The organism is Nocardia sp. NPDC059180, assembly GCF_042754945.1.
Lineage (GTDB): Bacteria > Actinomycetota > Actinomycetes > Mycobacteriales > Mycobacteriaceae > Nocardia.
Genome location: NZ_JBHZBU010000002.1, coordinates 257,042 through 283,286, shown reverse-complemented (window position 1 = coordinate 283,286; position 26,245 = coordinate 257,042). Strand labels below are relative to the sequence as shown.

At 68.4% G+C, this 26,245-nt stretch carries 20 protein-coding genes; 16 read left to right on the top strand and 4 right to left on the bottom strand.

The genetic code is table 11. The features are described from left to right. Nucleotide 1: 1 nt before the first annotated feature. The 8 genes from ACFXNW_RS07370 (at nucleotide 2) to ACFXNW_RS07335 (ending at nucleotide 8,371) form a co-directional block, all read left to right on the top strand. Nucleotides 2-271: an HPr family phosphocarrier protein gene (locus tag ACFXNW_RS07370; RefSeq protein WP_379416710.1), complete on the top strand. Its 270-nt coding sequence runs from the start codon at nucleotides 2-4 to the stop codon at nucleotides 269-271. Further along, nucleotides 271-1,941 (top strand): phosphoenolpyruvate--protein phosphotransferase, encoded by a 1,671-nt coding sequence (ptsP, locus tag ACFXNW_RS07365; protein ID WP_379416709.1) that lies wholly within the window; start codon nucleotides 271-273, stop codon nucleotides 1,939-1,941. The genes ACFXNW_RS07370 and ptsP overlap by 1 nt, the downstream gene beginning before the upstream one ends. Before the next feature lie 279 nt (nucleotides 1,942-2,220). Then, nucleotides 2,221-3,429, top strand: coding sequence for an N-acetylglucosamine-6-phosphate deacetylase (locus tag ACFXNW_RS07360; RefSeq protein WP_379417339.1), 1,209 nt, complete (start codon nucleotides 2,221-2,223; stop codon nucleotides 3,427-3,429). Beyond that, entirely contained in the window at nucleotides 3,417-4,196 is a 780-nt protein-coding gene (nagB, locus tag ACFXNW_RS07355; RefSeq protein ID WP_379416708.1) for a glucosamine-6-phosphate deaminase, read from the top strand. The genes ACFXNW_RS07360 and nagB overlap by 13 nt, the downstream gene beginning before the upstream one ends. Nucleotides 4,197-4,304: 108 nt before the next feature. Further along, nucleotides 4,305-5,951, top strand: a complete 1,647-nt coding sequence (locus ACFXNW_RS07350; RefSeq protein WP_379416706.1) for an AIM24 family protein — start codon at nucleotides 4,305-4,307, stop codon at nucleotides 5,949-5,951. Between the two features lie 96 nt (nucleotides 5,952-6,047). Continuing rightward, nucleotides 6,048-6,857 carry an alpha/beta fold hydrolase gene (locus ACFXNW_RS07345; RefSeq protein ID WP_379416705.1) on the top strand — a complete coding sequence of 270 codons (810 nt, stop codon included), beginning with the start codon at nucleotides 6,048-6,050 and terminating at the stop codon, nucleotides 6,855-6,857. A 266-nt stretch (nucleotides 6,858-7,123) separates the two neighbouring features. Beyond that, complete coding sequence (locus ACFXNW_RS07340) at nucleotides 7,124-7,474, top strand: hypothetical protein (RefSeq protein WP_379416703.1); 351 nt, start codon at nucleotides 7,124-7,126, stop codon at nucleotides 7,472-7,474. 408 nt (nucleotides 7,475-7,882) lie between these two features. Further along, nucleotides 7,883-8,371, top strand: a complete 489-nt coding sequence (locus ACFXNW_RS07335; protein ID WP_379416701.1) for a DnaJ family domain-containing protein — start codon at nucleotides 7,883-7,885, stop codon at nucleotides 8,369-8,371. Nucleotides 8,372-8,380: 9 nt separating this feature from the next. On the opposite strand, the gene ACFXNW_RS07330 is transcribed toward ACFXNW_RS07335, so the two are convergent. Further along, nucleotides 8,381-9,133 carry an aminoglycoside adenylyltransferase domain-containing protein gene (locus ACFXNW_RS07330; protein ID WP_379416699.1) on the bottom strand — a complete coding sequence of 251 codons (753 nt, stop codon included), beginning with the start codon at nucleotides 9,131-9,133 and terminating at the stop codon, nucleotides 8,381-8,383. 140 nt (nucleotides 9,134-9,273) lie between these two features. After that, the gene (locus ACFXNW_RS07325) at nucleotides 9,274-9,876 is read right to left on the bottom strand and encodes a DUF2867 domain-containing protein (protein ID WP_379416697.1); all 603 of its coding nucleotides are present in this window, start codon (nucleotides 9,874-9,876) and stop codon (nucleotides 9,274-9,276) included. Between the two features lie 154 nt (nucleotides 9,877-10,030). Here ACFXNW_RS07325 and ACFXNW_RS07320 point away from each other — a divergent pair, with 154 nt between their 5' ends. Further along, nucleotides 10,031-10,618, top strand: coding sequence for a TetR/AcrR family transcriptional regulator (locus ACFXNW_RS07320; RefSeq protein WP_379416695.1), 588 nt, complete (start codon nucleotides 10,031-10,033; stop codon nucleotides 10,616-10,618). Nucleotides 10,619-10,646: 28 nt separating this feature from the next. Further along, on the top strand, nucleotides 10,647-11,555 hold the full coding sequence (locus tag ACFXNW_RS07315) for a hypothetical protein (RefSeq protein WP_379416694.1): 909 nt from the start codon (nucleotides 10,647-10,649) through the stop codon (nucleotides 11,553-11,555). 3 nt (nucleotides 11,556-11,558) lie between these two features. Here ACFXNW_RS07315 and cynR read toward each other — a convergent pair whose 3' ends face one another. Beyond that, nucleotides 11,559-12,479, bottom strand: coding sequence for a transcriptional regulator CynR (gene cynR / locus ACFXNW_RS07310; protein WP_379416693.1), 921 nt, complete (start codon nucleotides 12,477-12,479; stop codon nucleotides 11,559-11,561). Nucleotides 12,480-12,560: 81 nt separating this feature from the next. Continuing rightward, a complete protein-coding gene (locus tag ACFXNW_RS07305; protein ID WP_379416691.1) occupies nucleotides 12,561-13,082 on the bottom strand; it encodes a DUF4254 domain-containing protein in 522 nt (173 codons plus the stop codon). A 701-nt stretch (nucleotides 13,083-13,783) separates the two neighbouring features. Here ACFXNW_RS07305 and ACFXNW_RS07300 point away from each other — a divergent pair. The 6 genes from ACFXNW_RS07300 to ACFXNW_RS07275 all read left to right on the top strand — a co-directional run bounded on the left by ACFXNW_RS07300 (nucleotide 13,784) and on the right by ACFXNW_RS07275 (nucleotide 26,234). Then, entirely contained in the window at nucleotides 13,784-15,484 is a 1,701-nt protein-coding gene (locus ACFXNW_RS07300; RefSeq protein ID WP_379417338.1) for a hypothetical protein, read from the top strand. Between the two features lie 394 nt (nucleotides 15,485-15,878). Next, the gene (locus ACFXNW_RS07295) at nucleotides 15,879-16,508 is read left to right on the top strand and encodes a GNAT family N-acetyltransferase (protein ID WP_379416689.1); all 630 of its coding nucleotides are present in this window, start codon (nucleotides 15,879-15,881) and stop codon (nucleotides 16,506-16,508) included. A 101-nt stretch (nucleotides 16,509-16,609) separates the two neighbouring features. Continuing rightward, entirely contained in the window at nucleotides 16,610-22,993 is a 6,384-nt protein-coding gene (locus ACFXNW_RS07290; protein ID WP_379416687.1) for an SDR family NAD(P)-dependent oxidoreductase, read from the top strand. Further along, on the top strand, nucleotides 22,990-24,375 hold the full coding sequence (locus ACFXNW_RS07285; protein ID WP_379416686.1) for an aminotransferase class I/II-fold pyridoxal phosphate-dependent enzyme: 1,386 nt from the start codon (nucleotides 22,990-22,992) through the stop codon (nucleotides 24,373-24,375). Before ACFXNW_RS07290 ends, ACFXNW_RS07285 begins: the two co-directional genes overlap by 4 nt. 49 nt (nucleotides 24,376-24,424) lie before the next feature. Continuing rightward, nucleotides 24,425-25,498, top strand: a complete 1,074-nt coding sequence (locus ACFXNW_RS07280) for a hypothetical protein (RefSeq protein ID WP_379416684.1) — start codon at nucleotides 24,425-24,427, stop codon at nucleotides 25,496-25,498. 55 nt (nucleotides 25,499-25,553) lie between these two features. Then, nucleotides 25,554-26,234 carry a TetR/AcrR family transcriptional regulator gene (locus ACFXNW_RS07275; protein WP_379416682.1) on the top strand — a complete coding sequence of 227 codons (681 nt, stop codon included), beginning with the start codon at nucleotides 25,554-25,556 and terminating at the stop codon, nucleotides 26,232-26,234. Nucleotides 26,235-26,245 lie beyond the last annotated feature (11 nt).

The window sequence follows — 26,245 nt, the reverse complement described above, 5'->3', positions numbered from 1 at the left end:
CATGGCTGAACGTAGCGTTGTCGTCGGATCGAAGGTCGGGCTGCATGCGCGACCGGCCGCCGAGTTCACCCACGCGGCGGGGGCTGCGGGCATCCCGGTGACGATCGCCGTCGGCGCCGGCGACCCTGTCGACGCGGCGAGCATGCTGGCCGTGATGACCCTTGGCGTCGAGTACGGGACGGAGGTGACGTTGCGGGCCGAAGGCGACGGCGCCGATCGCCTTCTCGACGGTTTGGTCGACCTGCTCGCCTCCGACCTCGACGCCGCCTGATGGCCGAATCCGAGCAGACCATCCAGGGGCTCGGTGTCAGCCCGGGTGTGGTGTGCGCGCCGTGGCTGAGCTTCGGTGCCCCGATCGAGACCTCCGCCGACGATCCGGTGGGTGCCTCCGTCGCCACCGAAATCGACCGGGTGCGTACGGCTCTGGACACTGTGGCCGCCGATCTCGAGACACGCGCCGGCGCGGTGACCGGTGTCGCCGCCGAGATTCTGGTGACCTCGGCGGCGATGGCCCGCGATCCGGGCATCGTCGCGGCGACCGAGGCGAACCTCGTCGCGGGCCTGCCGGCCGCGCACGCGGTGCGGATGGCCTTCGAGGGTTACTGCGACAAGCTCACCGCGCTCGGCGGATACCTGGCCGAGCGCGCCACCGATCTGCGCGATATCGGCAACCGGACGGTGGCGGCCCTGCTCGGCGTCTCCCCTCCGGGTATCCCAGCTCCGGGCTACCCGTTCGTACTGGTCGCGCGCGATCTGGCGCCCGCGGACACCGCGCTGCTCGGCGACAGCGATGTCATCGGTCTGCTGACCGCCGAGGGCGGGCCGACCAGCCATACCGCGATTCTGGCGAAATCACTCGGGCTGCCCGCCGTAGTCAACTGCTCGCGCATCGACCGGTTGGTCGAAGGGACGCCGGTGCTGATCGACGGCACGTCCGGTGCGGTCGTCATCGACCCCAGCCCGCAGAGACAGCGGGCCGCCGCCGAAACCGCCGCCGCGGCATCGGCGCGCATCGCGGCGACCTCGGGGCCGGGACGGACCTGCGACGGTACGCCGATCAAGCTGATGGTCAATATCGGCACCCTCGACGATGCCGAGCGCGCGAGTGCCGCGGATGCCGAGGGCGTCGGACTGTTCCGCACCGAATTCCTGTACCTGGGACGAGAAGACGCGCCGGCCTTCGACGAGCAGGTCGCCGCCTACACCAAGGTCCTGCGCCGCTTCGCGGGCCGCCCGGTCGTGGCGCGGACACTGGACGCCGGATCCGATAAACCCCTGGCCTTCCTCGACCTCGGTGCCGAAGCCAACCCGGCTCTCGGCGTGCGCGGCCTGCGCGTCGGCACCGTCTACCCGCAGACCCTCGACATCCAGCTGGCGGCGCTGGCTCGTGCGGCCGCCGACACCGGAGCCGACCTGTCGGTGATGGCGCCGATGGTCGCCACCGCAGAGGAGGCCGAGGGTTTCGCCGCGACGGCACGCGCCCAGGGCCTGTCGCGGGTGGGTGCCATGATCGAAATTCCGTCTGCGGCGCTGCGAGCCGCTGATCTGCTCGCCCACCTGGACTTCGTCAGCATCGGCACCAACGACCTCAGCCAGTACACCTGCGCGGCCGACCGGATGGCCGGCGGTTTGGCCCCTCTGCTCGACCCGTGGCAGCCAGCGCTACTCGACCTGATCGCCATGGTCGGGGCTGCCGGCGCCGCAGCCGGGAAACCGGTCGGCGTTTGTGGAGAGGCCGCGGCCGACCCAGCGCTGGCGCCGGTGCTCGTCGGCCTTGGCGTGACCAGCTTGTCGATGTCGGTGCCCGCTCTCGCGAGAGTGCGTGCGACTCTGGTGGATACCGAGATCGAGCAGTGCCGCGCCGCGGCCGATGCGGCACGTGCGACGCGCTCACCGCAGGCCGCGCGTGAAGCCGCCGCCGCGATCATCGAGTCGGCATGAGCGCTCCCGACAGCACAGGGGCGGGGGCCACCGCGATGCTTGGTGTCCGCTCTGCTGGGTCTGGAGCTCGACTCCGAGCTGGTGCTGGCGCCGGCGTTCGAGTTGGAGCTGGAGTCGGAGCCGGAGCCGGAGCCGGAGGTGGCGTCGTAGCTGGGACTGGAGCTCGAGTTGGAGCTGGGGCTGGAGCCGGAGCGGGGGCCGTCGCTGGAGCCCGCGGGCCAGGCGAGTGCTGCTTCCGCAGAGTCGGCGATGGAAGGCGTTGGCATGGATAGCGCGCCGATTCTGTTGCGGGGGAGCGTTGTCGGTGCATCCGATGCCGTGGGCAGTGCTGTCCGCCGCGACATCATCGACGGCGTGGTCGTACTCGACGGCGAGCGCATCGCCTGGGTCGGCCCGGCCGCGCATTACCGAGGCACCGAGCCGGTACCGCCGCCGAGTGACTCGATCGTGCTGCCCGGCCTGATCGACCTACATTGCCACGGCGGCGCGGGCGCCGGGTTCCCCGATTCCGATACCGCCGGGTCCAGGCACGCGGCGGCGCATCATCGCGCGCACGGCACCACCGGCCTGCTCGGCAGCCTGGTATCGGCCCCGCCCGCCGATCTGCTGCGTCAGGCGGCCGTGTTGGCCGATCTGGTCGAGCAGGGTGAGCTGCTCGGCATCCACCTGGAGGGTCCGTTCTTGAGCCGGGCACGCTGCGGCGCACAGAATCCCGCCGCGATCATCGGCGGCGACCCGGAGCTGTTCGGGCGGATATGCCTGGCCGCGCGCGGCACCGTCCGCTCGATGACACTGGCACCGGAAACGGCGAACTTCACCGACCTGCTTGCCGCGATGCGCGCGCACGGCGTGCTGCCCAGCCTCGGCCACACCGCCGCCGACGCGGCGACCACCTCCGCCCGTATCGCCGAGGCCACCGGCGCGCCGCTGACCGCGACACATCTGTTCAACGGCATGCCGCCGCTGCATCATCGGGCGCCCGGCCCGGTCGCGGCCTGCCTGGCCGCCGCCGGTCGCGGCGAACTGGTCGTCGAATTGATCGCCGACGGTGTGCATCTCGCGCCCGACACCGTCGCCATGGTCTTCGACACCGTCGGACCCGAACGCATCGCGCTGGTCAGCGATGCGATGGCCGCGGCGGGAATGAGCGACGGCGACTACCGGCTCGGCCCAATGGATGTTCGGGTGAATGGGGGAGTGGCGCGGCTGGTGACAGCCGACGGATCCGCCGGTTCCATCGCAGGAGGCACCGCCCGCCTGCTCGACGTGCTGCGCCACACAGTCGTCGATGCCGGTGTGTCGCTGTCCGACGCCGTAGCCGCCGCTACCAGTACTCCGGCCACGGTGCTCGGGCTCGAAGCCGAGCGCGGCACGCTCGCGCCCGGCTACCGCGCCGATGTCGTCGTCACCGATCCCACCCTGCGGGTGCGCCGCGTGATCGCCGGTGGTGTACCCGTCGAGACGGAAGGAACCGCATGGAAATCGTGATCCGGTCCAGCGAGCAGGATGTCGCGCACACCGTCGCCGATATCGTCGAGGGTTATGTGCGTCGCGGCCCAGCGACACTCGGCCTTGCCACCGGATCATCGCCGCTCGGCAGCTATCAGGAGCTGACCAGACGCCACCGCGAGCAGGGCCTGGACTTCGCCGACTGCCGGGCGTTCCTGCTCGACGAATACGTAGGGTTGCCGAAAAGTCATCCGCAGTCCTATTTCTCGGTGATCCGGTCCGAATTCGCCGACCATGTGAACCTCGATCCCGCGCGGGTATTCAGCCCGGACGGCGAGGCGGCCGATATCGCGGCCGAAGCCCAACGCTACGACTCCGCGATCGCCGCCGCCGGTGGCGTCGATGTGCAGTTGCTCGGTATCGGCACCGACGGGCACATCGGATTCAACGAACCCGGTTCCGCGCTCACCTCGCGCACTCGGGTCAAAACACTGACCGAGCAGACCCGCACCGACAACGCGCGCTTCTTCGACGGCCCCGATTCGGTCCCGCACCATGTGCTGACCCAGGGCCTCGGCACCATCGGCGAGGCGCGTCATCTGGTGATGATCGCCTTCGGGGCCGGTAAGGCCGACGCCATCGCGGCCGCGGTCGAAGGTCCGCTGGCCGCCTTCTGCCCGGCCTCGATCATGCAGCTGCACCGCCACGTCACCGTTGTCATCGATGAGGCCGCGGCGAGCGAACTGCGGCTGGCCGACTATTACCGGTACGCACTCGAACACAAACCGAGGTGGCAGACCTTCTGACCGGGCGATAACGACCCGGAAGTGGCGCGGGCGGCGCCGGCGCGGCACACTCGACGCCGTGAAACGCATGTCATTCGCGGAGATCGGCCGCGAGCGAGGTGGTCGGCGGTGAATGCGCTCGCGCGCGGCGAGAACCGCCCGGCGCCCGCGGATCGGATGACGGTGACGGTGACCTGTTCGACGCCGGTGGACGTCTCGGCGCTGCTGCTGGGCACCGACGGCCGGGTCCGCGCCGACGGGGACTTCGTGTTCTTCAACCAGCCTGTGGGTCCCGGCGTCGTCTACCGGCACGGCCGCGGTGCGGGCGACATGGTCGATGTGCAGACCAGCGCCCTGCCCGCCGATGTCGACCGCGTCGTCGTCACCGCGAGTCTCGACGGCTCCGGGCCCGCCACCTTCACCGCCGCCGGTTCACTGGTCGCGAGCATCGCCTCCGATGCGGGCGCCTTGACTTTCCCGGTGACCGGATTGAGTACCGAGTCGGCGGTGGTGTGTGTGGAGATCTACCGCCGCGGCGGTGGCTGGAAGGTCCGTGCGGTCGGTCAGGGCTACGACAACGGCTTGGCGGGCATCGCGACCGCGTTCGGCGTGAACGTCGACGACGAACCCGAGCCCGCACCACAGGCCCCGGCCGCGTCATCGCGCAACGATCCGACCATCGTCGCGCCCTCGCGCACCGACCCCACCGTGGTCGCCCAACCGGCGGCGAGCGGATATCCACCTCCTGGGTCGGCTGCCGGTCAGCAGTACCCGCCGGCCGGTCAGTACCCGCCGGCGCCGGGCTACCCGCCTGCGGGGCACCCGAGCGGACAGGCGCCGCCCGAGCAACACCACCCTTCAGCGCAGTCGTACCCGCCCGCGCAGCCATACCCGCCGGCCCAGCCGTATCCGCCACCGCCCGCGTATCCCGGGCAGTCGCAGCCCTATCCGCCGCCCGCGGCTCCCGCACCGCACCACCAGCCCGGTCCCGCCCAGTCGGCGCCTTCCACGTTCTCATCCCAGCAAGGAGCGCTGCCGATGCACAGCGATCTGTTCGATCCGCGCCACGCCGAGGTTTCCGGAGTCGGTATCCAGAAACAGGGCGGCAAGATGATCAAGGTCGCCGTCAACGGCGAGGTCATGGCGCGGGCCGGGTCGATGGTGGCCTATCAGGGTGATCTGCAGTTCCAGGCGCTGGGCTCCGGCGGTATCGGTCGCGCCATCCAGCAGCGGCTCACCGGCGAGGGCGTGCCACTGATGAAGGTGACCGGGCGTGGCGATCTGTTCCTGGCCAACAGCGCCGCCGATGTGCACACCATCGACCTCGACGGCTCCGACGGCCTCACCATCAACGGCGCCAACGTGCTGGCCTTCGATTCGACGCTGACCTACAACATCGGCCGGGTGCAGGGCGCCGCGGGTATGGCGAGCAATGCGGGCCTGTTCAACTGCGTGTTCACCGGCCGGGGCCGAATCGCCATTACCAGTCACGGCGCACCCGTGGTGCTCAATGTCGACCAGCCCACCTACGCGGACCCGCAGGCAGCGGTCGCGTGGTCATCGAGCCTGCAGACCGGGATCAAACGCAACGATTCGTTCGGTCTCGGCAGGCTGATGGGCCGCAGCACCGGCGAAGGCGTCACCCTCGCCTTCTCCGGCCGCGGGTTCGTCATCGTGCAGCCGTCGGAGCTGCCGCCGGGCGGGCTGCTCGGTGGCACCGGCGGCGGGCAGGAAGCCGGCCAGAGCGGCGGCATGCTCGGCGGGCTGTTCGGGTAGCAGGCGCCGCGAATTCATGACCTCCGAGGTCATCGCCTGACCGCACCGCCGCGATTAGCGTCGACACCGACAGCGGAGTCGACGATCGGAGCGATCATGAGCAAGGGCGGCAACGAGTTCGCGGTGACCGAGGGCGTGCTGCGCCACGGCATGCCCTATATGGCTTTCGGGACCGGGCGGCCACTGGTGCTGCTGCGCTGGTTCACCCCGGACCATGCCAATCCGGTCGGATGGATGCGCAGGTCGGAGTTGAAGCGGCTCGCGGGCTTGGCACGGCGATTCCGGGTGTACTCGGTGGGCCGGGCCCCGGGGACGGCGGCAGGCGCAACCATGGCCGATCTGGCCACCGAGCACGCCGAGGCGTTGCAGGCGGAATTCGGTGAGCCGGTCGACGTCCTCGGCATCTCGTCCGGCGGTTCGATCGCCTTGCAGCTGGCCGCCGACCATCCGGCGGTGGTGCGACGGCTGGTCGTGGTGGCTTCGGCCGCGCGATTGGATCCGGCTGCTCGGGTCGGTCAGCGACGCTACGCCGAGGCGGTGCTGGCGGGCCGGCGGGCCCTGCACCACATGGCGCCCGCTACCGTCGTCAACCCGGTAGGGGCCCGGATGCTCGGTGCGGCGATGTGGCTGTTCGATCCGCTGGCCCGGCCGAAGGTACCGGTCGACACCTACAATTTCCTGCTCGCCGAGGACGGCTTCGACGTCACCGAACGCCTGGGTGAGATCACCGTCCCCACCCTGGTGGTCGCTGGGGAGCGCGATGCGTTCTACAGCACCGCATCCTTTCGCCGCACTGCCGACGGCATACCGGACGCGCAGCTGATCCTGTATCCGCGGACCGGTCATATGGGCGTGGGCTCGAATCCGAAGTTCGTCGGCGACATCGTCCGATTCCTGCAGACCTGACCACCGTTCGGGTCCGCGATACCGTACGCCTGTCGACGGTGTCCCGCGCGGATCCGACCACACACGCCGACACGGTGCTGTCGGCGCGGTGTGGGCGTTCATCGGCCGAGCGTGCCGCCGGAGGGCTGGGGTGTGATGGGAGACTCACCGCGTGTGGCCGGGGCTGATGCGAACCTGAGAGAACTCATAGCTTCGCCACAGGCTATGACCAGGCACGACCGTCATCCTGAGATGAGCGAACACTCTCGGTGATAGTGAGGTGCAGGATGGTCGAGCTCGAGGTCACGGGTACAACGGTGACGGTTCATGTGCTCGGAGCGCACCGCCTGCTGGCCCTGCGCGACGAGGTCAGCTTCGATCTGTCCGCCGTCACCGGTGTCGCCGCCGCCGAAATCGACCGCCGCCCGCCCTGGGTGCGCGCGCCCGGCACGTTCTTTCCCGGCGTGATCGCTGCAGGCACCTTCCGCGGCAAGGGTCGCAAGGAGTTCTGGGATACCGGCTTCGACGGTCGGGGGGTCCGCATCGAGCTCGCCGGAACCGATTTCACCCGGCTGGTCGTCGATGTCGAGGACCCGAACGATGTGCTGCGGATGCTGCGGACCGCCGCTGCCGCCTGAGGTCCGGCGCGGGCGATGTGACCTATGTCGCCGTCCGCGGCTCTGGCGCCGTCTGTCGTCGCGGGCTTAGCCTGGCACCCCGCGCGTATGCGTAATCAGCAGTGCCAAAAGGATATTCGGTGCGAACCGGACATTTGGGCTCACTTGGCGACCCGTCGGTTCGGCTGTGCGCGCACAGTGATCGCGCTGCCGTCCCGGGACGCGTCGACCGTCGCCGCCCTCGGCGGTGCCGGGCCGGTGGCTGAGTTGTGGCAAGGAGCTGCACCGGTGCCGGTCGCGGTCGCCGAGGCCGACCACTACCGCGCACTGTTCCCGCACAGCAATCGACCCACCCAACCTCGCTACGGCCGCCCAGTCATCCTCGCCGGACCACGCTGATCGGTCGGTGGATTTCCGTACGATGGGGTGATGACCGAGCGCAAGCCGCCCGATCTCACCTTCGAATCGTGGGTCGACAAACAGGTCCGCGAAGCCACCGAGCGCGGCGAATTCGAGAAACTGCCGGGCACGGGTAAACCGATTCCTGGTGCGGGCACCGGTGTGGAAGAGAACTGGTGGCTGCGCGACTATCTGCGCCGCGAGGGCGTGCGCGCGGACGGGATGCTGCCCGAGTCGCTGGTGCTGCGCCGCGATATCGAGGAGATTCGGGAGACGGTGCGGGAGCTGGATTCCGAGCGTGCGGTCCGCGCCGCGGTATCCGAACTCGACCAGCGGATCGTGCGGTGGGTGCGTACTCAGACACCGCCGATTGTGCCGATCGCACCGGTCGACGCCGACGAGGTGGTCGCCCAGTGGCGCGCCGACCGTGCACCTACCCGCCCGAAGCAGCCCTCGCGCGACGCCGAGCCGACGGCGTCCGCACCGATTAAGCGCCGGTGGTGGCAGCGGGGCGGTTGAGCGAGGCGCTCAATCGGTTTCGCGCAGCACCGTATCCAGAACCCGGGCGATACCGTCTGGATCGATGGCGGCGTCGGGGGCGTCGAGATACTGATGCAGCGCCTGCTGTACCGCGGTGAGCGACGGGTCCCGATCGAGTGCCCATCGCGCGGCCGCGGCCTTGCCGATATGGCGGCCGGTCTCGGCGAAATACCAGCTTCGGCAGGCGGTGAGCACCATGAGCGCGGCGCTCTCGGTGTCATCGGTGAGCGTGCGCCAGGTGTGCAGCCAGTACCTGCCACGGTCGCGGATCCACTCCGGTGGCACGTGGCCGATCACCTCTATCGGTGACTGCCCGATGAGCGCCTGTCCATCCTGGCGGGCCATCGACAGCTCGGCAGGAAGATCTGGGTCGGCGGCAACCGGCGGCTGCACCTCAACACCCAGCGACGACCCGTCGTAGCGGCCGACATGGAACTCCGCAGGCGGCGTCGGGGTTGGTGTGCGGGCGACATCGGCGAGGACGACATGGAGGTCGACTCCGCTCGCGGCGGCTATCTCGGCCTGCCGCACCGTCGTCTCCAGCGCGGCGCACTGCTCGCCGGTGAGCTCGGTGTCGCTGATCAGCAGCAGATCGATATCGCTGCGTTGCGGGCGGAAATCACCGGTCGCCAGCGAACCGTGCAGAATCACCGCCCGGGTCGCCGGCCCGAGGATCTGTGCGCACAAACGCGCGAGTTCTTCGGCGGCCGAGCGGGCTGAAGCGATATCGGGAAGCGTCACCGGACCACACCTACCAGAGCTGATGCAGGTCGCCCAACGGGTTTTCGACACGGCGTGAAGGGCACGGCGCTCTTCTGATCGCGTGCGCGTGGCCGTCGAATGCGGTGCTGTTCCACGGAGTCGAGGATCGTCTGCCGAGTTCAGTCGGCGATCCTGGCTTCGCCGCCGCGCTGCCATCCGCGTTCGAACATCCGCATCAGCGGCGGATAGACCAGCAGGTAGCGGAACGGCAGGATCGCGGCCATATAGGCGCGGCCGAATACGCCGTTGGGCTTGACCATGACCGCCATCTGGCCGCGGTAACCGCCACTGCCATCGGCCACCCAGCCGATATGCATGAGGGCATGCACCGTGCGATTGGCCATCTCGGCGACCCATTCGTCGTCGGTGAGGAATACCGGCTGGAAGGGCACGGAATCGAATTCGGGCCCGCGCGGTCCGTCACGCAGATCATCGGGCAAGCGATCGCGCAGGCTGGGGACACGGGCGCCGACACCCGCGTCGTCGCGGTCCCAGCCGAGCAGAGCGCCGAGTTTCCAGCGGATCGCGAACAGTGCCCGGTAGACCAGCGAGGGCGGCGCGCCGTTCTCACGATCCGGTGCGGTGAGCATCGCGAGCAGCCGGGGGAACTCGTCGGGCCCGCCCGGAGTGGGTAACGCCCAGACATCTTCGACCGTGTAGTCCGGTGCCAGGTCGTGGATCCGCCAGGGGTGGGAGGTATGGGCGCTCATCGGGAGTCGCATCGTCGAGTCTCCATCTGTGTGCCGACACCGGCCGCTACGCGGCCGGGTGGGCGCAATTCGCTGATATTGCGGAACTTCTCAAATATACGGCGCCGTATACGATGATCATAACGCTCGTGCCGGCGCTGTCAACGGCGTCGGCGATACTGAAGGCATGGTCGCCGTCACCCGAACTCCGAAGGCCAGCTGGATCGAGCAGGGCCTGCGCGCGCTCGCCTCGGGCGGGCCGGACGCGGTCCGCGTCGAAGCGCTCGCCCAATCCCTCGGTGTCACCAAAGGCGGGTTCTACGGGCATTTCGCCGACCGCAACGCTCTGCTGCGGGAGATGCTCGACACCTGGGAGCACGAGTGCACCTTCGATGTCCGTGAGCGGGTCGAACGCGAGGGCGGCGACGCCCGTGCCAAGGCCCGGCGGGCCGGGGTGCTCACCTTCTCCGACGACCGGCTGCGGCCCATCGATCTCGCTGTACGCGATTGGGCCCGCCGCGATGACGAGGTGGCCGAACGGCTGCGGCGGGTGGACAACTATCGCATCGGCTACCTGCGTGAGCTGCTCGGCACCTTCTGCACCGACCCCGACGAGATCGAGGCTCGCAGCCTGATGGCGTTCTGCCTGGCGGTCGGCAAATACGTCATCGCCGCCGAACACGAGGGCCGCACCCGCGACGAGGTCGTGGCCAGGGCCTCCGCCATCCTGCTGCAACAGCCGCCCGGCGACACCGGCGCGACCGCGACCGGTTAGCCCGATCCGCTCGCTACGCTCGACGAGTATGAGGCTCAGCGAGATCGCGGCCGAACTGTACGGGCTCGATCCCGGCGAGTTCGTCGCGGCACGCAAGGACCGGGCGGCGCAGGCCAAAGAAGCAGGCGAGCGTGAACTGGCGGCCGCGGTGGCCGAGCTGCGCAAACCCACCGTTGCCGCGTGGACGGTGAATCTGCTGGCCCGCGGCGCCCCTGATGAGGTGAACGCGCTGCTGCAACTCGGCGGGGCACTGCGCGACGCCCAACGCGAACTATCCGGTGACGACCTGCGCCGACTGACCCTGCAACGGCAGCAAGTGGTCAGCGCCGTGGCCAAGCGGGCGGGCGAGCTGGCCGCCGAGCATGATCGGCCCGTCGGCGAACCGGTGCTGCGCGAGGTGGCCGCCACCCTGACGGCCGCGCTGGCCGACCCCGAGGTAGCCGAGCAGGTCCGGGACGGCACACTGGCCAAAGCCGCCAGCTACGAAGGATTCGGCGACGCGGGCCCGGCCCTCACCGCAGTGCCCGACACCGAGAGCGACGAAGAGCGCAAGGCGCGCAAACGTGGAGCCGGGGACGGTCGCCGGGCCGAGGCCGCCGGAAGACGCCGCAAAGACCTCGAGGCCGAACGCAGGCAAGCCGCCGAAAACGAACTCGACGAGGCCCGCCGGAACGCGGAAACCGCCCGCGCCGACCTCGACTCGGCCGAAAGCGACGCCACCGACGCCGAGCACCGCCTGCGCGAGGCCGACGAGCGGCTCAACCGCCTACGCGAGGAGCTCACCGCTGCTGAACAACAGCACCGCTTCGCCCGCACAGCCGACCGCGGTGCCCGCGAGGCAGCGCGTTCGGCGGCGACCGAACTCGAACGGGCGCAGCGGCGGGTCCAACGTGCCGAGCGCGCGGTCGCGACCAGTGACGATGCGGAGCTCAGCTGACCGTCAGTCCGCCTGCGGGCGGTGATCGGTCGGCGGCAGATAGCCGCGCGCACCCACCCACTCGAGCGCCACCGCGGTGAAAGCCTCGGAGGCGGCGCTGCGGTGGGCGGCCGTGCGGCGCAGGATCGCCACCGTCCGCGCGGGCAGCGGCGGATGGATCGGGATGCGGGTGAGTTCGGGGTGGTCGTCGGTGACCGCATCGGGCAGCACCGTCACCAGGCCGGTGTGCCGCACCACTTCGATGACGGCCTGGATCGAGTTGGCCTGCACGACGATCCGCGGTTCGACACCATGTCCGCGCAGATAGCTGTCGATATGCCTGCGGGTGAGGAATCCGCCGCTGAGCAGGGCGAGATCCAGCCCGCCCAGCTCGTCGACCCACAGCGGCGGCCGTGGCGTATCCGACGGCGCGGCGACGAGGCCGAGCGTTTCCGCATAGATCGCTGTCGCCTCGACGCCGGGTAGATGTTGCTGCGCGAAGGCGATACCGAGGTCGAATTCATCGGCGAGCAACCCGGTTTCGACCTTGTCCTGCGTGGTCTCGGTCAGCTCGACAGTGATGCCGGGGTGGCGGGCGTTCAATTCCGCCACCAATGGGCCGATCAGATAGGCGGTGAACGTCGGGGTCACGGCCAGGCGCAAATAACCGCGGGTGAGGTCGGCTACATCGTGGACGGCCTGCTCCGCGGCGGCCACCTCGCGCAGTGCGCGCCGCGCGTGGCGGACGTAGGCGGCACCGGCGTCGGTGAGCCGGACGGTCCGCCCGCCACGGTCGAGTAACGGCCTGCCGACCATGCGTTCGAGCTGCTTGATCTGTTGCGACAGCGTGGGCTGCGACAGGTGCAGATCCTCCGCGGCCCGACTGAAGTTGCCGTGTTCGGCGACCGAGATCAGGTAGCGCAGATGCCGAAGTTCCGGAGTCATCCAGTAACTATAGGTGTGGACAATGCGCTGGAGGGCACTTCGGCAACTGGCGCTATAGCCTGTGGTCGACGCTTCCGCCGATCACGCCTCGTCGGCACGCGCGGCATGCGTGGGTAGCCTGCGGACCCCCGCCGACACCTCTTGCACCAGCCCGGTATAGCTCTCCACCAGTTGCCCGAGCCGATGTTCGGCATCGGTCACGCCGGCACGGTGTAGCGAACCGGTCGCCTTGAGATGCTGCACGCGCATATACGCGGCAACGATCCGGTCGACCACGGTGCCGAGCGTTTCGGTGTGCAGCACCGTACCCCGGCGATGTTGCGGCACATGGTTTTCGGTCCACACGTCGATCGCGTGGATCAGCGAATCGCGCTGTGGCCCGGACTCGGTGCTGTCATCGGATGCGGTGTAGGGGTGCAGCGTCGCCAGGTACCGCGCACAGCGGGTGACCGGATGACGATCGGTCGGCGTGCCGCCGCCGGTATCACCGTGGTGCAGGGCATCGATGAGATCTTGCGCGGTCGGTAGCCGCGCGGGATCGAAGGCCGCTGCCCAGGTGGTGTCGTTGTCGGTCGCTCCGGAGATCGCGTGGTGACGTTCCATCGCTCGCCCGCCTCTGCCTAGCGTCCTCCCGCGCTCGGGCCTGTTCGGCCGCGGGGACTGCCTGCCGATGCGCAGGGGCGTGGTGCCGACCATGAAGTCACGGTGGATGCCTTTCGCTCGCGGTGGCCGTCGGCGGCGCCGGTCGCCTCAGCGGGCGTGCGCCGGGCCGTTCGGCCGATCAATGTCGGGTGATCTCGGGGGAGTGGGACCTCGGCCCGCCACGAGATGCCGCCGCGCGGTCGGCTGGGGGCCGGGTGGAGCGGCTCTCCGAGTGGAACGGTCCCGGCGCGCGACGAGGAGGACGGCGGCCGGAACGTGGTCGGCTACCGCGCGTCACCGTGGACGTTGGGTGTGGATCGAAATCTCGGAGAGTCTGTCCCACAATCGGATTATCGCCGCAGGGGCGCGGCCCCGCTGGGCAATCGGTGAATTGCGATCGCACTATTGCGTATCGAGCGCGATCATCGCCGCCGTTGCCTGCTCAGGGAATTCGGCGCCGCGGCACCGGCGGATCGTTCGTCCCGCGTGTATTGGAGCGAGCGACGCTACCCTGGGGTGCCATGGATACCGCCCCGGCCGCCCTACTGGAGCCCGCCGAGCGGGTGGAGTCGGCACGGGCGAACGGTCCGACCTGGGTGTTCCCGGCAATTCGATGGCCCGGTGTCCTGATCGTGGCCGCGCTGCTGATCGTAGGGCAGCTCATGCTGCGCGGATGGGTCGCCGGGTCAGGGTATTTCTATTGGGACGACCTGATCCTGATCGGGCGCGCGGGAAGCGAACCGCTGTGGTCGCCGGAGCTGTTGCTGTACGACCATGACGGCCATTTCATGCCTGCGGCGTTCGCCACCGCCTGGTTGGTCACGGCGATCGCACCGCTGACATGGGCCGGTCCGGTGGTCACGATGGTGGTGTGGCAAGCAGCGGCTTCGGTGGCTGTGCTGCGCATGCTGGTGGTGTTGCTCGGACCGCGCCGGATGTTGCTGGTGCCCTTGATCTTCTATCTGTTCTGCCCGTTGACGTTGCCCGCGTTCTCCTGGTGGTCGGCCGCCCTCAACGCGCTTCCGCTGCAGTTCGCCCTTGCCTGGGTGATCGCTGAGGCGGTGCTGCTCGTGCGCACGGGGCGGCGCCGGTATGCGGTGAGCGGTGTAGCTGTGCTGGTGGTGGGGCTGTTGTTCTTCGAGAAGTCCGTGGTCGTACCGTTCGTCGCGTTCGCCGTCGCGGTGCTGGCGCGATATGTGGTGGGGGAGCGGGGCGCGGTACGGAAGGTGGCGCGGCGCGGTGCCCCGCTGTGGATCGGGTCGGCGCTGGTCCTGGGCTGCTGGCTGGTTGCCTACCTGGCAGTCGTCGACATCGCCACCGCGCGCAGTGAGCCAGGTGATCTGCCGGGACTGGTGTACAGCGCGACCTCGCTCGGGGTGGTGCCCACCCTGCTCGGTGGTCCCTGGGGCTGGGAGCGGTGGTTACCCGCGGCGCCATGGGCGATACCGCCGTCCGCCGCCGTCGCCCTGTCGTGGATCGTGCTGGCGGCGATCGTGGTGTGGTCGATCCGGACGCGACCGCGAGCGGCAGCGGTGTGGCTGACCGTGGCGATGTATCTCACCGTCGCCCTGGTGCCGGTGGCGCTCGCGCGTGGCGGTCCGAACACTGTCGACGAGCTCATGCAATCGCTGCGCTACCTGGCCGATATGGCCGTCGTGCTCACTGCCGCATTCGCGCTGATGCTGTGTGCGCGACCGAAGGTGCCGGAGCAGATGTCCCGCCCTCGGGTGGCTGTGGTGGTCGCGGCGGTGGTGGCCTTCACTGTCAGCAGTTCGTGGTCCACACTCACCTATGTGCGTTCCTGGTCCGCGGGTGGGACCGAGACCTATCTCACCACCGTCGCCGCGGAACTCGGCACACTCGACGCCCCATTGCTCGAGCAGGAGGTGCCGTGGACGGTGCTGAACCCCACCGCGTATCCGCAGAACCTGGCGAGCAGGGTGCTGTCCCCGATTGCCCCCTCGGGAGCCTTCGCGGATTCGACACCGCGGCTGCGGATGATCACCGATACCGGCGATATCGTGGACGCGCAGGTCTGGTGGAATCGCAGTATCCGCCCCGGTCCGCACCCCGGGTGCGGCTATCGAGTGCACGGCGACGAGCCGGGGCGGCTGCTGCTCGACGGCCCGATGCTCGCGCATAAATGGACGGTGCAGCTGAATTATCTGGCCGGGCGTGACGGTCTGGTCACCCTCGCCTTCGAACACGGCGACAAGGTCAGGGTTCCAGTGCAGAAGGGCTTGCACACCGTATTCGTACGCGTGATCGGTAGCGGGTCCTTCCTCCGGATCGCCACGGAGACACCGGGTCTCGACGTGTGCGTTGCGTCGGGTCCGGTCGGTGTCGCGTCGTACGACAACTGATCCTGCATCGCCGGCTCTCGGACCTCGTGGTGGCGCGGCAATGGGCTCTATCGGCTGCACGGCGCAAGGTAGTCGAAGCGGTAGATATGTGTCGGTACGTTGATATGCGCATTGAACTATGTATCACCAAAGTACTGCAACCTGCCACTGCACGTCGGTTGCCAGGATGGGAGAGCTGTCTCCAGGGTTGGGAACTGTAACCGTGGGTATCACGAAAACGGTTCGTGCTGCGAAAGTTTCGGCACCTTAGGCTATGCGATCTACCGAATCAACTCCCTGCGGGGCTGTTCTATGCCACAGCGTCCCGAGGGTTAGTGTGCGCTCGAATCGGGTAACGTACTGACGAGTAACGTCCGTCAGTGTGGTCGGGCCCAGTGCGAATAATTAAGGGACAGTGTTGGATCAGTCCGCCGGGATCGTTCTTCGCCCGGCGACCGTGGGTGATATCGATGAGATCACGCGCGTCGTCGCCGAGGCATTCGAACACGACGATCCGATCGAGGAGTTCGTCTTCCCCTCGGAAGCGGTGCGACGCCGTAATGCGCCGCGCATGCTCAGGGTGATGTTGAAATACCGCTTCATACCGGCAGGCGGGGCGGAAATCGCGGTGCGTGACGGCGCCATCGTCGGCGCCATTCTCTGGTATCCGGCCGGGTATCGAAAGAGCCTGTGGCGTGAAGCGGTATCGGGCCCGCAATTCCTGTGGGCCATGGGATCGGCCACCCCGCGCGGCATTGCCGTGGATGACGCGCTCGAACGTGTTGCGCCGGTCCGACCACACAATTTCGTGGTCTACCTGGGGTGTGAACCGGCCGCACAGCGTATGGGTGTCGGCAAAGCGCTGATGGTTTCGCTGCGGGACCGATCCGACCGGGAAGGTGTTCCGCTGTACGGGATCTGTAAGGACGACAATGTCGGTTTCTACGAGGCGCTCGGTGGTCACCGAGTCGGTGAGACCACGATCGGCCGTGGCGGCCCGGAAATGAAAGTCATGATGCGAGAGGCTGTCGGCGCGAACGTCTGACCAATGCACGTGCGCGGCTGAACAGCACGGCGGGGCGAAGGGCTTTGCCGATCGTATGGGGGTTTCTCAGGGGTCTATTTCGATGTGGGTGAGGAGTCTTCATGTCTGATATCGCAATTGTCGGAATCGGTTGCCGTTATGCGGGTGGCATCGATTCCCCGGAATCCTTCTGGGAATTCATCGTCGACAAACGCGACGGCGTGGTCGACATTCCGGCGCAACGTTGGGATTACCGCCGCTACTACGACCCCGATCGCCGCACCCCGGGCCGCATGTACACCAAGCGCGCGGCCTTCATGACCGGAGATCCCTGGCAGTTCGATCCGGACTTCTTCGGCATTTCGCCGCGTGAGGCCGCCGCGATGGACCCTCAGCAGCGGCTCATCCTGGAAATCGCCTGGGAGGCCCTGGACGATGCGGGTATCGCGGGCAAGATCGCCGGCGAGTCGATCGGCGTCTACATCGGCGCCTTCACCATGGACCAGCTCGCGGTGTCGATGGCGGGCGAGGCACTGCCGTTCGTCGATATGCATACCGCGGTCGGCGCGTCTTACACGATGCTGTCCAACCGTATCGCCTACGCCCTCAATATGGTCGGCCCGGCCGTCACGGTCGACACCGCATGCTCCTCGTCGCTGATCGCCCTGCACCTGGCCTGCCAGGCCCTCGACACCGGGGACTGCGAGGTCGCGATGGCCGGCGGCGTCACCATGCTGTTGCAGCCGGAACCGTTCGTCTCGATGTGCAAGGGCGGCTTCCTCGCCGCCGATGGCCGCAGCAAACCGTTCGACGCTTCCGCCGACGGCTACGGCCGCGGTGAGGGCTCGGGCATGGTCGTGCTGAAGAAGCTGGACGCCGCCGAACGCGACGGCGACCGCATCTACGCCGTCATCAAGGCCACCGGCGCCAACCAGGACGGTCGCACCACCGCCATCACGGTGCCGAATGCCGATCTACAGGAAGAGCTGGCCAAGAAGGTCACTCGCCGTGCCGGACTGGCACCGCACGAGATCACCTATGTGGAGGCGCACGGTACCGGCACACCGGTCGGCGATCCGCTGGAGTTGCAGGCCATCGGCCGGGCCTACGGCAAGGTCGAGGGCCGTACCGAGCCGCTGGGTATCGGCTCGGTGAAAGCGCAGCTCGGGCATACCGAAGCCGCATCGGGTGTCGCCAGCATCATCAAGTCGGCGCTGGCCATCGCGCATCGCACCATCGCACCGCAGGGCTGGCTGGACCAGCCCAACCCGGAGATCCCGTTCGATGATCTGGGTATCAAGATCCAGCTCGAAGCGGAGCCGGTCGGACCAGAAGTCGAGCGAATGACGGTGGCGGTCAACGGCTTCGGCTACGGCGGCACGAATGCTCACGTGATCCTCCAGGAGTACCGCCCGGCCGAGGCCGCGGCGCAGACGAATCCGAAGCACTTCGGTGTCCTGCCGGTCTCGGCGCGTAGTGAGCAGGCCGCCCGCGATCTGGCCAAGGGCTTCGCCGAACGCATCGCCGACGGCGCGGAGCCTGGCCACCTCGCCGAGGCGGCGTGGACGCGTCGTCAGCATCATGCCTTCCGCGCCGCGTTGACCTTCGGTGACGACACCGAACTGGTGCGCGCGCTGGTCGATTTCGCCGGTGGTGAGGGCCGTGGCGCGACGAAGGTGATCCCGCGCAAGGTCGACGAGCCGGTCTTCGTATTCACGGGTATGGGTCCGCAGTGGTGGGCCATGGGCCGCGAATTGCTGCAGTCCGAGGGCGTCTTCGCCGACGAGGCGGCGCGCATCGACGCGGTGTTCCAGGAGATCTCGGGCTGGTCCATCATCGAGGAACTGCTGCGCCCGGAGGAGGAATCGAAGGTCACCACCACCGCGGTCGCGCAGCCTGCCAATTTCCTGGTGCAGGTCTCGCTGTTCGCACTGCTGGCCGAACTCGGCGTGCGCCCTGCCGCGGTGGTCGGGCACAGCGTCGGCGAAGTATCGGCGGCCTACGTGACCGGGATGCTGTCGTTGCGGGATGCGCTGCTGGTCAGCTACCACCGGGCGCGGCTACAGGCCACCACCGCGGGCACCGGGGGGATGCTGGCGGTCGGGCTGGCGCCCGCGGCGGCGCGCGAGCTGATCGACGGTGACGACCGAGTCGACGTAGCCGCCATCAACAGCCCGAACGCGGTCACCCTCGCCGGTGACGTGGCGCGGCTCGACGACATCGCCGAACAGCTCACCGCCCAGGGCACCTTCGCCAAGCGACTACACGTCGAGGTGCCCTACCACAGCTATCTGATGGAGCCGATCCTCGACGAGCTGCGCACGGTGCTCGCGGACCTGCGGCTGTCGGATCCGGTGCTTCCGCTGTTCTCGACGGTGACCGGTGAACTGGTCACCAGCGGGGACTGGAACGCCGAATACTGGTGCGCCAATGTCCGTCAGCCGGTGCGATTCGCGGACGCGATCACCGCGCTGGTCGGCGCGGGCAGCCGCGTATTCCTCGAGGTCGGCCCGCATCCGGTGCTCGGCGCCAATATCCGCGAGATCCTGATCGGGGCGGCCGAGGCCGGCACCAGCATCGCGACGCTGAACCGCAAGCAGCCGGACTCCGAGAGCATCCGGCAGACCATCGGCGGTCTCTACACCGCGGGCGTGCTCGATATCGACGCCCTGTTCGCGGGTCATTCGGTGACCCCGCACATCGACCTGCCCCGCTACCCCTGGCAGCGGACGCTGCTGCACAACGAGCTACCGGGGCTGACGCAGGCCAAGTACGGCACGCCGGGCGGCTATCCGATGCTCGGTGACCCGGATCTGATGGACCCGGCCTCGTGGACGGTGCGGCTGAGCCTGGCGGCGCTGCCGTGGCTCGACGACCACGTCGTTGGTGGTGCCCGGATCCTTCCCGGCGCGGCGTATCTCGATGCCGCGCTCAGTGCGGCTGCGTTGCGGACCGAAGCGGCGAACGTCGCGGTCGAAGACGTGCGCTTCGTGGCGCCACTGATCATCGCCGACGGCGCGGCGCCCGTGGTGGAGTTCGCCGTGGAGGAGTCGACGCAGCGGTTCACCATCCGTTCGCGCGGCGCCGCCGAGGCGTCCTGGACCGTCCATGCGCTCGGCAGGCTGGTCACCGGCACGTTCGAACCGTCGAAGGTAGAACTGCCCGACGCGGCCGCCATGCTCGATATCGATCCGGCCGCCTTCTACGCCGGGCTCGCCGAACGTGGTCTGGCGTACGGGCCTGCCTTCCAGCGCGCTACCTCGGTGCGGATCGCCGACTCCACTGTGCTCGCCACCCTCGACGGCAGTATCGCCCGCGATTCCGGCCATCTGGCACACCCGTGTGTGGTCGATGCGGCGCTACAGAGCGTCGCGGCCCTGCTGGCGGGCACCGCGAACTCGCAGGACGGGGCGATGGTTCCGGTCGGTGTCGACGGGGTACGGGCCTTCGCGAAGATTCCGGACGAGGTCATCGTGATCGCCCGGCTCGACACCGACGGTGAGCCGACCGCCGATATCGATCTGCTCGATGCCGAACACAATCTGGTGGTGCGGATCGCGGGGATGCATTTCGGCTCCATCGCGCCGGGACGCAGTGCGGTGCAACGGATGACGGACTTCTTCTACGAAGACCGCTGGGAGATGCGCGATCCGGTCGACCGCAGCGGACTGCCCGCCCCTGAGACCGCGTTCACTCTCGTCATCGACCTCGGTTCGCAGGTCAGCAGCCGGGCGAAGCAGGTCGCGGGCACCGCGCACCGGTCCGAGATCGTCACCGTCGGTGATCCGGCGCGCGGGGATCTGGAGACCACGATGCTGGAGCGGGTGCGCGCTGCCGCGGCGGTCGACGGTGTCGAGCGCGTGCACGTGGTGGTCGTGGCGGGTTCGGAATACCCGGATATGGACAACCTCTGGACGCTACGCAGGCTCGCGGTGATGCTCGAAGGGTTCCTCGAGGTCTGGCTGGAGGAGCGCGCGGTCGATGTGTCCATCATCGGCGACGGGTCGATCCACGCCACCCTGATCACCGAGCACGCGTTCGCGCATCCGCAGGACGAGGTCGCGCCGAACCCGAGCCACGCGGCGCTGGCGGGCGCCCGCCGGGTGCTGTTGAACGAGCAGCCGCGGCTGCGGTGGCGGTTGGTCGACGTCGACGCCGAGACCAGCGAAGCGGATCTTGCCGCCGAGTTGGCCATCGGTGGCGCCTTCACCTACGACCACTCCGATGAGGTGTTCCTGCGCAACGGCCTGCGCTGGGTGACAGTGGTGGATGCCTCGCTGCCGGGCAGGCTCGAAGCGCTCGACGATGCGGTGCCGCTGGAGGATCCGGAGGCCAACTTCACCTTGGAGCTGCCGAAATCGCGGGTGCTGTCGCGGTTGGGCTGGCGGCGCTGCGATCGCCGCGAACCCGGGCCGACCGAGGTCGAGATCCGGATCCGGGCGGTCGGGCTCAACTACAAGGACCCGCTGAAGGTGATCGGTGTGCTCACCGAACGAGAGCTCGCCGGCACCTTCTTCGGCACCACGCCGGGCATGGAGGGCATCGGCACGGTCGTGCGGGCAGGCTCGCAGGTCGAGCATGTGACCGTCGGTGATCAGGTCAGCCTCGGCTCCAAGGGCATGATCAGCCGCTTCCACACCACCGACGCCGATCTGGTGCGCAAGTTGGCCCCGGACGTGGATCCGGCGCACTGCACCAACGCGACCGCGTTCGCCACGGCCGAGCATTCGTTGCTGGAATTGGCGCGGGTGCAGCCGGGGGAGACGGTGCTGGTGCACGGTGCGGCCGGCGGTGTCGGTGCGGCGACCGTGCAGATCGCGAAAGCCCATGGCGCGCAGGTGATCGGCACGGCGAGCACCGATGAGCGGCGGGCGTACGTGCTGGCGCAGGGCGCCGACCACGTGCTGAACTCGCGGTCGCTGAACTTCGTCGACGACGTGCTCGGCCTGACCGACGGCCGCGGCGCCGACGTGGTGATCAGCTCCGCACCGGGGGAGATCCTGCGTCAGAACTTCAAGGCCATCGCGGAATTCGGCCGGATCGTGGAGGTGGGTAAGGCCGACATCTACACCGGCGGCATGCTCGACCTGCGTCATTTCGACAAGAACGTCTCCTACCACTCCATGGATCTGGACCGAATGCTGGCGTTGCGCAGGCACGCCACCGTCGAGCTCGTGCAGCGCAGCTACACCACCATCGCCGCGGGCACCTACCGGCCGCTGCCGTACGAGTCCTACGGGACCGCGGAGGTGGCCAAGGCGTTCGAGGAGGTCGCGCGGTCGAGCAAGATCGGCCGGGTGGCGCTGAACCTGGAAGACGAAGCGCCACTGGTCCGCCCGCAGATCCCCGAGGTCACCATCGACCCCGACGGGCAGTACCTGATCACCGGTGGTTTCGGTGCGTTCGGGCTGGCCATGGGCCGGTGGCTGGTCGGCAAGGGCGCGACGCGGCTGACGCTGCTCGGCCGTAGCGGCGCCACCAGCGACGCGGCCAAACAGCAGCTGGCGGTCTGGCAGGACAAGGGCATCGAGATCACCATCGAACGGGCCGATGTCACCGACCCGGAGGCCATCGCGGCGGTGGTGGCGCGGGCGCACAGCGCGGCGCATCCGCTGCGGGGTGTGCTGCACACCGCGGGAGTGGTGGACGACAAGCGCATCTCGGTGATGGATCGCGACAGCCTGGCCTCGGTGTTCCGCCCGAAGGTCGACGGTGTGCGGGCCCTGTTGCACGGGCTCACCACCGCGGGCACCGAACTCGACCTGTTCGTGCTGTTCTCCTCCGGCAGTGCGATCTTCGGCGGCGTCGGCCAGTACGCCTACACCGCCGCGAACCTCACTTTGCAGGCGGTGGCCGATGAGGTGGTGCGCAAGGGTGGCAAGGCGCTGGCGGTCGGCTGGGGTCACATGTCCGGTGGCGGTATGGCCGCCGCCGACGAGAATCTGGCACGCTACCTGCGCAACACCGGCTTCGACTCCATCGACATGGACGAGAGCACCGAGTACCTCGAGGAAGCACTGAAGTTGGGCCTGCACCACTACGGTGCGATCTTCCCGATCGACTGGGGCAAGGTCGACGCGACCGCGCCGTTCTTCGGGATGACCGGCCGGGTGCAGGCCCAGATCGCGGCAGCGGCCAAGGACGATTCGGCCGCCGCGCAACTCGCGGCCGCCCTGCGTGACCTCGACGAGAGCAAACGCAATGACGTGGTCGCGCATATGCTCGCCGAGCAACTAGCCTCGGTGATGGGTGTCTCCGCGGAGTCGATCGACCTGACCGTCCCGGTGCCGGAACTGGGCCTCGACTCGCTGATGGCGGTCGAGTTCGGCGCGCTGATCACCAAGTCGCTCGGTGTGGATATGGCCTCGCTTCAGATGGGACGCACCTTCACCCTCGAACAGGCGGGCGCCAAGGTCGCCGCATTCCTGGTCGAGGGGAGCAGCTCGCGGGCGGCCGCGCTGGCAGCACCCGTTCCGGCGGCGGCAACGGAAGCGGTGTCCGCATGACCGAGTCGGCACGCGATCTGGCCCGGAAGCTGTTGTCCAGCACAGCAACCGGTACCGCAACTGGTACCGCGAGGCCAACGACCCCTGCGGCACCGGTGCGGCCCGCCGCGGCGTCCGCGCCACGCAAACGCCGAGGGCCCGGACGCCACTTCGCCGACCATCCCGAGGTGGCGGCCATGGTGGCACGTAAGGCGGCGATCGCAGGTCTGTACGAGCAGACCGGCATGCCCAATCCGCTGTTCCTGCCGCGTACCAGCGCAAACGACGCCACCATGCGGGTGGGCGAGCAGGAACTGCTGAACTTCAGCGCCTACAACTACCTGGGGCTGGCCAACCACCCCCGGGTGGTGGCAGGCGCCAAGGCGGCCCTGGACCGCTACGGCGCCTCGGCGTCGGCCAGCCGCATCCTGGCCGGCGAGATCGCCCTCTACGGCGAACTCGAACAGCGGCTGGCGGACTGGTACGGCGTCGGTGACGCCATGATCACCACCAGCGGCTATCTCACCAATGCCGGTGTGCTCGGGTTCCTGATGGGTGACGGTGACGTCGCCGTCTGCGATGCGTTGATCCACGGCAGCGTCGTCTCGGGCACCCAGTGGGCAGGCTGTCGGCGAATCACCTTCCGGCACAACGATCCCGAGGTCTTGCGTTCGGTATTGCGGATGTCGCGCGCCGGTTTCGATCGGGCGCTGGTCGTGGTCGAAGGCCACTACAGCATGGACGGCACCGTCGGCCGGGTGGACGAACTGGCCGCCATCGCCCGCGAGTACGACTGCGCGGTGATGGTCGACGAGGCGCATTCGCTCGGTGTGTTCGGTGCGCGTGGGCGCGGCATCCGCGAGCATTACGCGATGGCGGGTGAAGACGTCGACATCTGGATGGGAACCCTGTCCAAAGCCCTCGGCAGTGTCGGTGGTTTCATCGCAGGCGACGCCGATCTGATCGGCGCGATGAAGGCCGCCGCGCCCGGTGTCGCGATGCTCACCGGCGGTCCCGCACCGTCGGCGGTCGGCGCCGCGCTCGCCGCCCTCGACGTGCTCGACGACGAACCGGAACGCTTGACCCGGCTGTGGTCGAACGCGAAGCTGTTCACCGCGAGGCTGTCCGAACGCGGGGTGAATCTCGGAGATTCCCAGGGGACTCCGATCATTCCGGTGATCGTGCCCGGTGAGATCCGCTCCGGGTTCGTCGCGTCCTCGCTGCTGCAACAGGGTGTGTACGCGGGCAATATCTCCGCACCGGCGGTCCCGGCAGGGCAGGAGCGGTTGCGGTTCTTCGTCACCTCCGAGCACACCGAAGATCAACTCACCGCGACGGCGAATCTGCTGGCCGAGGCGATCTCCGCGGCCGAGCATGTACCCGATCCCACGGCACCGAACTGAGCACAGTGGCAGCGATATTCGATGATGAAGGGCCTAAGGTGATCCGCCGATGAGTGAGCAGGTCGAATTGGGATGGTCGCGGCCGGGCAGCCCCCGACTGCGCAATCCGTTGCCGTGGCGGTTCGCCCCGCCCAACTCCGAGATCGTGGTGCCGGTACTGCACCACTTCACCATCATGGGCACCTGGACCATGCTGGTGAACAACATCCATCTGCTGGCCATCGCGCACCCCATCCTGCCGATCGCGGACTGGGAATTGATCGCGTTGCGCGGCAGCTGGAACTGCGGTGGCCGGTTCGAATGGGAGAACCACGTGCTCACCGCCAAGGTGCTGCGCAAAGACGCCGAGTATCTGGTCGCGATCAAGGAAGGCCCGTCGGCGGCGCTGTGGAACGATCGCCAGGCCGCGATCCTCACCGCCGTCGACGAACTGCACGAGGATCAGCTCGTCTCCGAGGCGACCAAGCAGCGGCTGCTCGGCTACCTGTCGCCGCGCCAGTACCGGGAGCTGTACTCGGTCGGCGCGATGTACGAGGTGCTGGCCATGGTGAACAATTTCTGCCCGCCGGGGGAGCTGTTCGACTTCGAACCTCGCGCCTCGCGGCAATCGCCCGCCCGTCCGCGCCGCCCACGCAAGGATCGGCCGCTGGCGCCGCAACCCGCCGAGATCGCCACGGCGACACCGCCGTCCGGCCCGCACATCTGGGTGCCGCACGATCCGGAGATCACCGCGGAGTTCGCGCTCAACCACCCGTGGACGGCGTGGATCGTGCGCCGCATCGACGGTGTGGCCGCGCGGCGGATGAAGCTCGGGCCCGATGAACGCGAGCTCGCCATCCTGCGGATGCTGTGGCGGGTCGGCCCGGTCGGCGAATGGTCCATGCGCTCGGCCGCGCATCCGGAGACAGCCGCTATCGTCTCCGCAGGGCCCGACGGGCCGGAGGCGACCCCGGCACAAGCCGCGCTCATGCGCGCTGTCGACGAGCTGGATACCGAGTACTTCATCAGTGACGGCACCTGGACCGAACTGCGCCGCCACTTCTCGGTGAAACAGTTGCTCGAGGTCGTGCCGCTGGTCGGCAACTACCGGGTCTACGCCGCGATCATGAACAATCGCGGCTGATCGCGAACCGGGTCACGAATACCGCTCAGGTGGCGCCGAGCGGTATAAATGCTGCATGGGAGAGCTGATCACCGACACCGACGGCGCGGACGCGCCGTCGATGGCGCGCACCTCCCTGTTGCGTGAGCTGCCCTCGACCCAACGTGGTTTGCGTACGCGAGCCGCGCTGGTCGCCGCCGCGCGGGAAGTCTTCGAAAGCAACGGTTATCTCGAGACCCGGCTGATCGACATCACCCAGGCGGCCAAGTGCTCCTCGGGCACCTTCTACACCTATTTCGCGAGCAAAGAGGAAATCTTCGCCGCGGTGCTCGAGGTGGCGCAGGAAGACATGATGCACCCCGGCATGCCGCATATGCCGGAAGACGACGACCCGGCGGGCATTGTCGAGGCCAGCAATCGCGCCTATTTCGAGGCATATAAACGCAATGCCAAGCTGATGGCCTTACTGGAACAAGTCGCCAATATCGACCCCGAATTCGCCGAGCTACGCCGGCGCCGCGCGGACGCGTTCATCCAGCGCAATGCCCGCAGCATCGCCGATCTGCAGCGCCGCGGCCTCGCCGACCCGGACCTGGACCCCCTGCTCGCCTCCCGCGCGTTGTCGAGCATGGTCAGCAGGCTCGCGTTCACCCATTTCGTCACCGCGCCCGACAGCCCGCCGGTGACGATGGACGAGCTGACGTTCACCGCGACGCGGCTGTGGGTGAACGCGCTGCGCATGCCGGCCAAGTCGTAGCGCCCCGGCTC

What these genes read in the sequence shown, in the direction of transcription:
- ACFXNW_RS07370 (WP_379416710.1), top strand. Translation starts at nt 2, where the DNA reads ATGGCTGAACGTAGCGTTGTCGTCGGATCGAAGGTCGGGCTGCATGCG.
- ptsP (WP_379416709.1), top strand. Translation starts at nt 271, where the DNA reads ATGGCCGAATCCGAGCAGACCATCCAGGGGCTCGGTGTCAGCCCGGGT.
- nagB (WP_379416708.1), top strand. Translation starts at nt 3,417, where the DNA reads ATGGAAATCGTGATCCGGTCCAGCGAGCAGGATGTCGCGCACACCGTC.
- ACFXNW_RS07345 (WP_379416705.1), top strand. Translation starts at nt 6,048, where the DNA reads ATGAGCAAGGGCGGCAACGAGTTCGCGGTGACCGAGGGCGTGCTGCGC.
- ACFXNW_RS07340 (WP_379416703.1), top strand. Translation starts at nt 7,124, where the DNA reads ATGGTCGAGCTCGAGGTCACGGGTACAACGGTGACGGTTCATGTGCTC.
- ACFXNW_RS07335 (WP_379416701.1), top strand. Translation starts at nt 7,883, where the DNA reads ATGACCGAGCGCAAGCCGCCCGATCTCACCTTCGAATCGTGGGTCGAC.
- ACFXNW_RS07325 (WP_379416697.1), bottom strand. Translation starts at nt 9,876, where the DNA reads ATGCGACTCCCGATGAGCGCCCATACCTCCCACCCCTGGCGGATCCAC.
- ACFXNW_RS07320 (WP_379416695.1), top strand. Translation starts at nt 10,031, where the DNA reads ATGGTCGCCGTCACCCGAACTCCGAAGGCCAGCTGGATCGAGCAGGGC.
- ACFXNW_RS07315 (WP_379416694.1), top strand. Translation starts at nt 10,647, where the DNA reads ATGAGGCTCAGCGAGATCGCGGCCGAACTGTACGGGCTCGATCCCGGC.
- cynR (WP_379416693.1), bottom strand. Translation starts at nt 12,479, where the DNA reads ATGACTCCGGAACTTCGGCATCTGCGCTACCTGATCTCGGTCGCCGAA.
- ACFXNW_RS07305 (WP_379416691.1), bottom strand. Translation starts at nt 13,082, where the DNA reads ATGGAACGTCACCACGCGATCTCCGGAGCGACCGACAACGACACCACC.
- ACFXNW_RS07300 (WP_379417338.1), top strand. Translation starts at nt 13,784, where the DNA reads ATGCTGCGCGGATGGGTCGCCGGGTCAGGGTATTTCTATTGGGACGAC.
- ACFXNW_RS07290 (WP_379416687.1), top strand. Translation starts at nt 16,610, where the DNA reads ATGTCTGATATCGCAATTGTCGGAATCGGTTGCCGTTATGCGGGTGGC.
- ACFXNW_RS07285 (WP_379416686.1), top strand. Translation starts at nt 22,990, where the DNA reads ATGACCGAGTCGGCACGCGATCTGGCCCGGAAGCTGTTGTCCAGCACA.
- ACFXNW_RS07280 (WP_379416684.1), top strand. Translation starts at nt 24,425, where the DNA reads ATGAGTGAGCAGGTCGAATTGGGATGGTCGCGGCCGGGCAGCCCCCGA.
- ACFXNW_RS07275 (WP_379416682.1), top strand. Translation starts at nt 25,554, where the DNA reads ATGGGAGAGCTGATCACCGACACCGACGGCGCGGACGCGCCGTCGATG.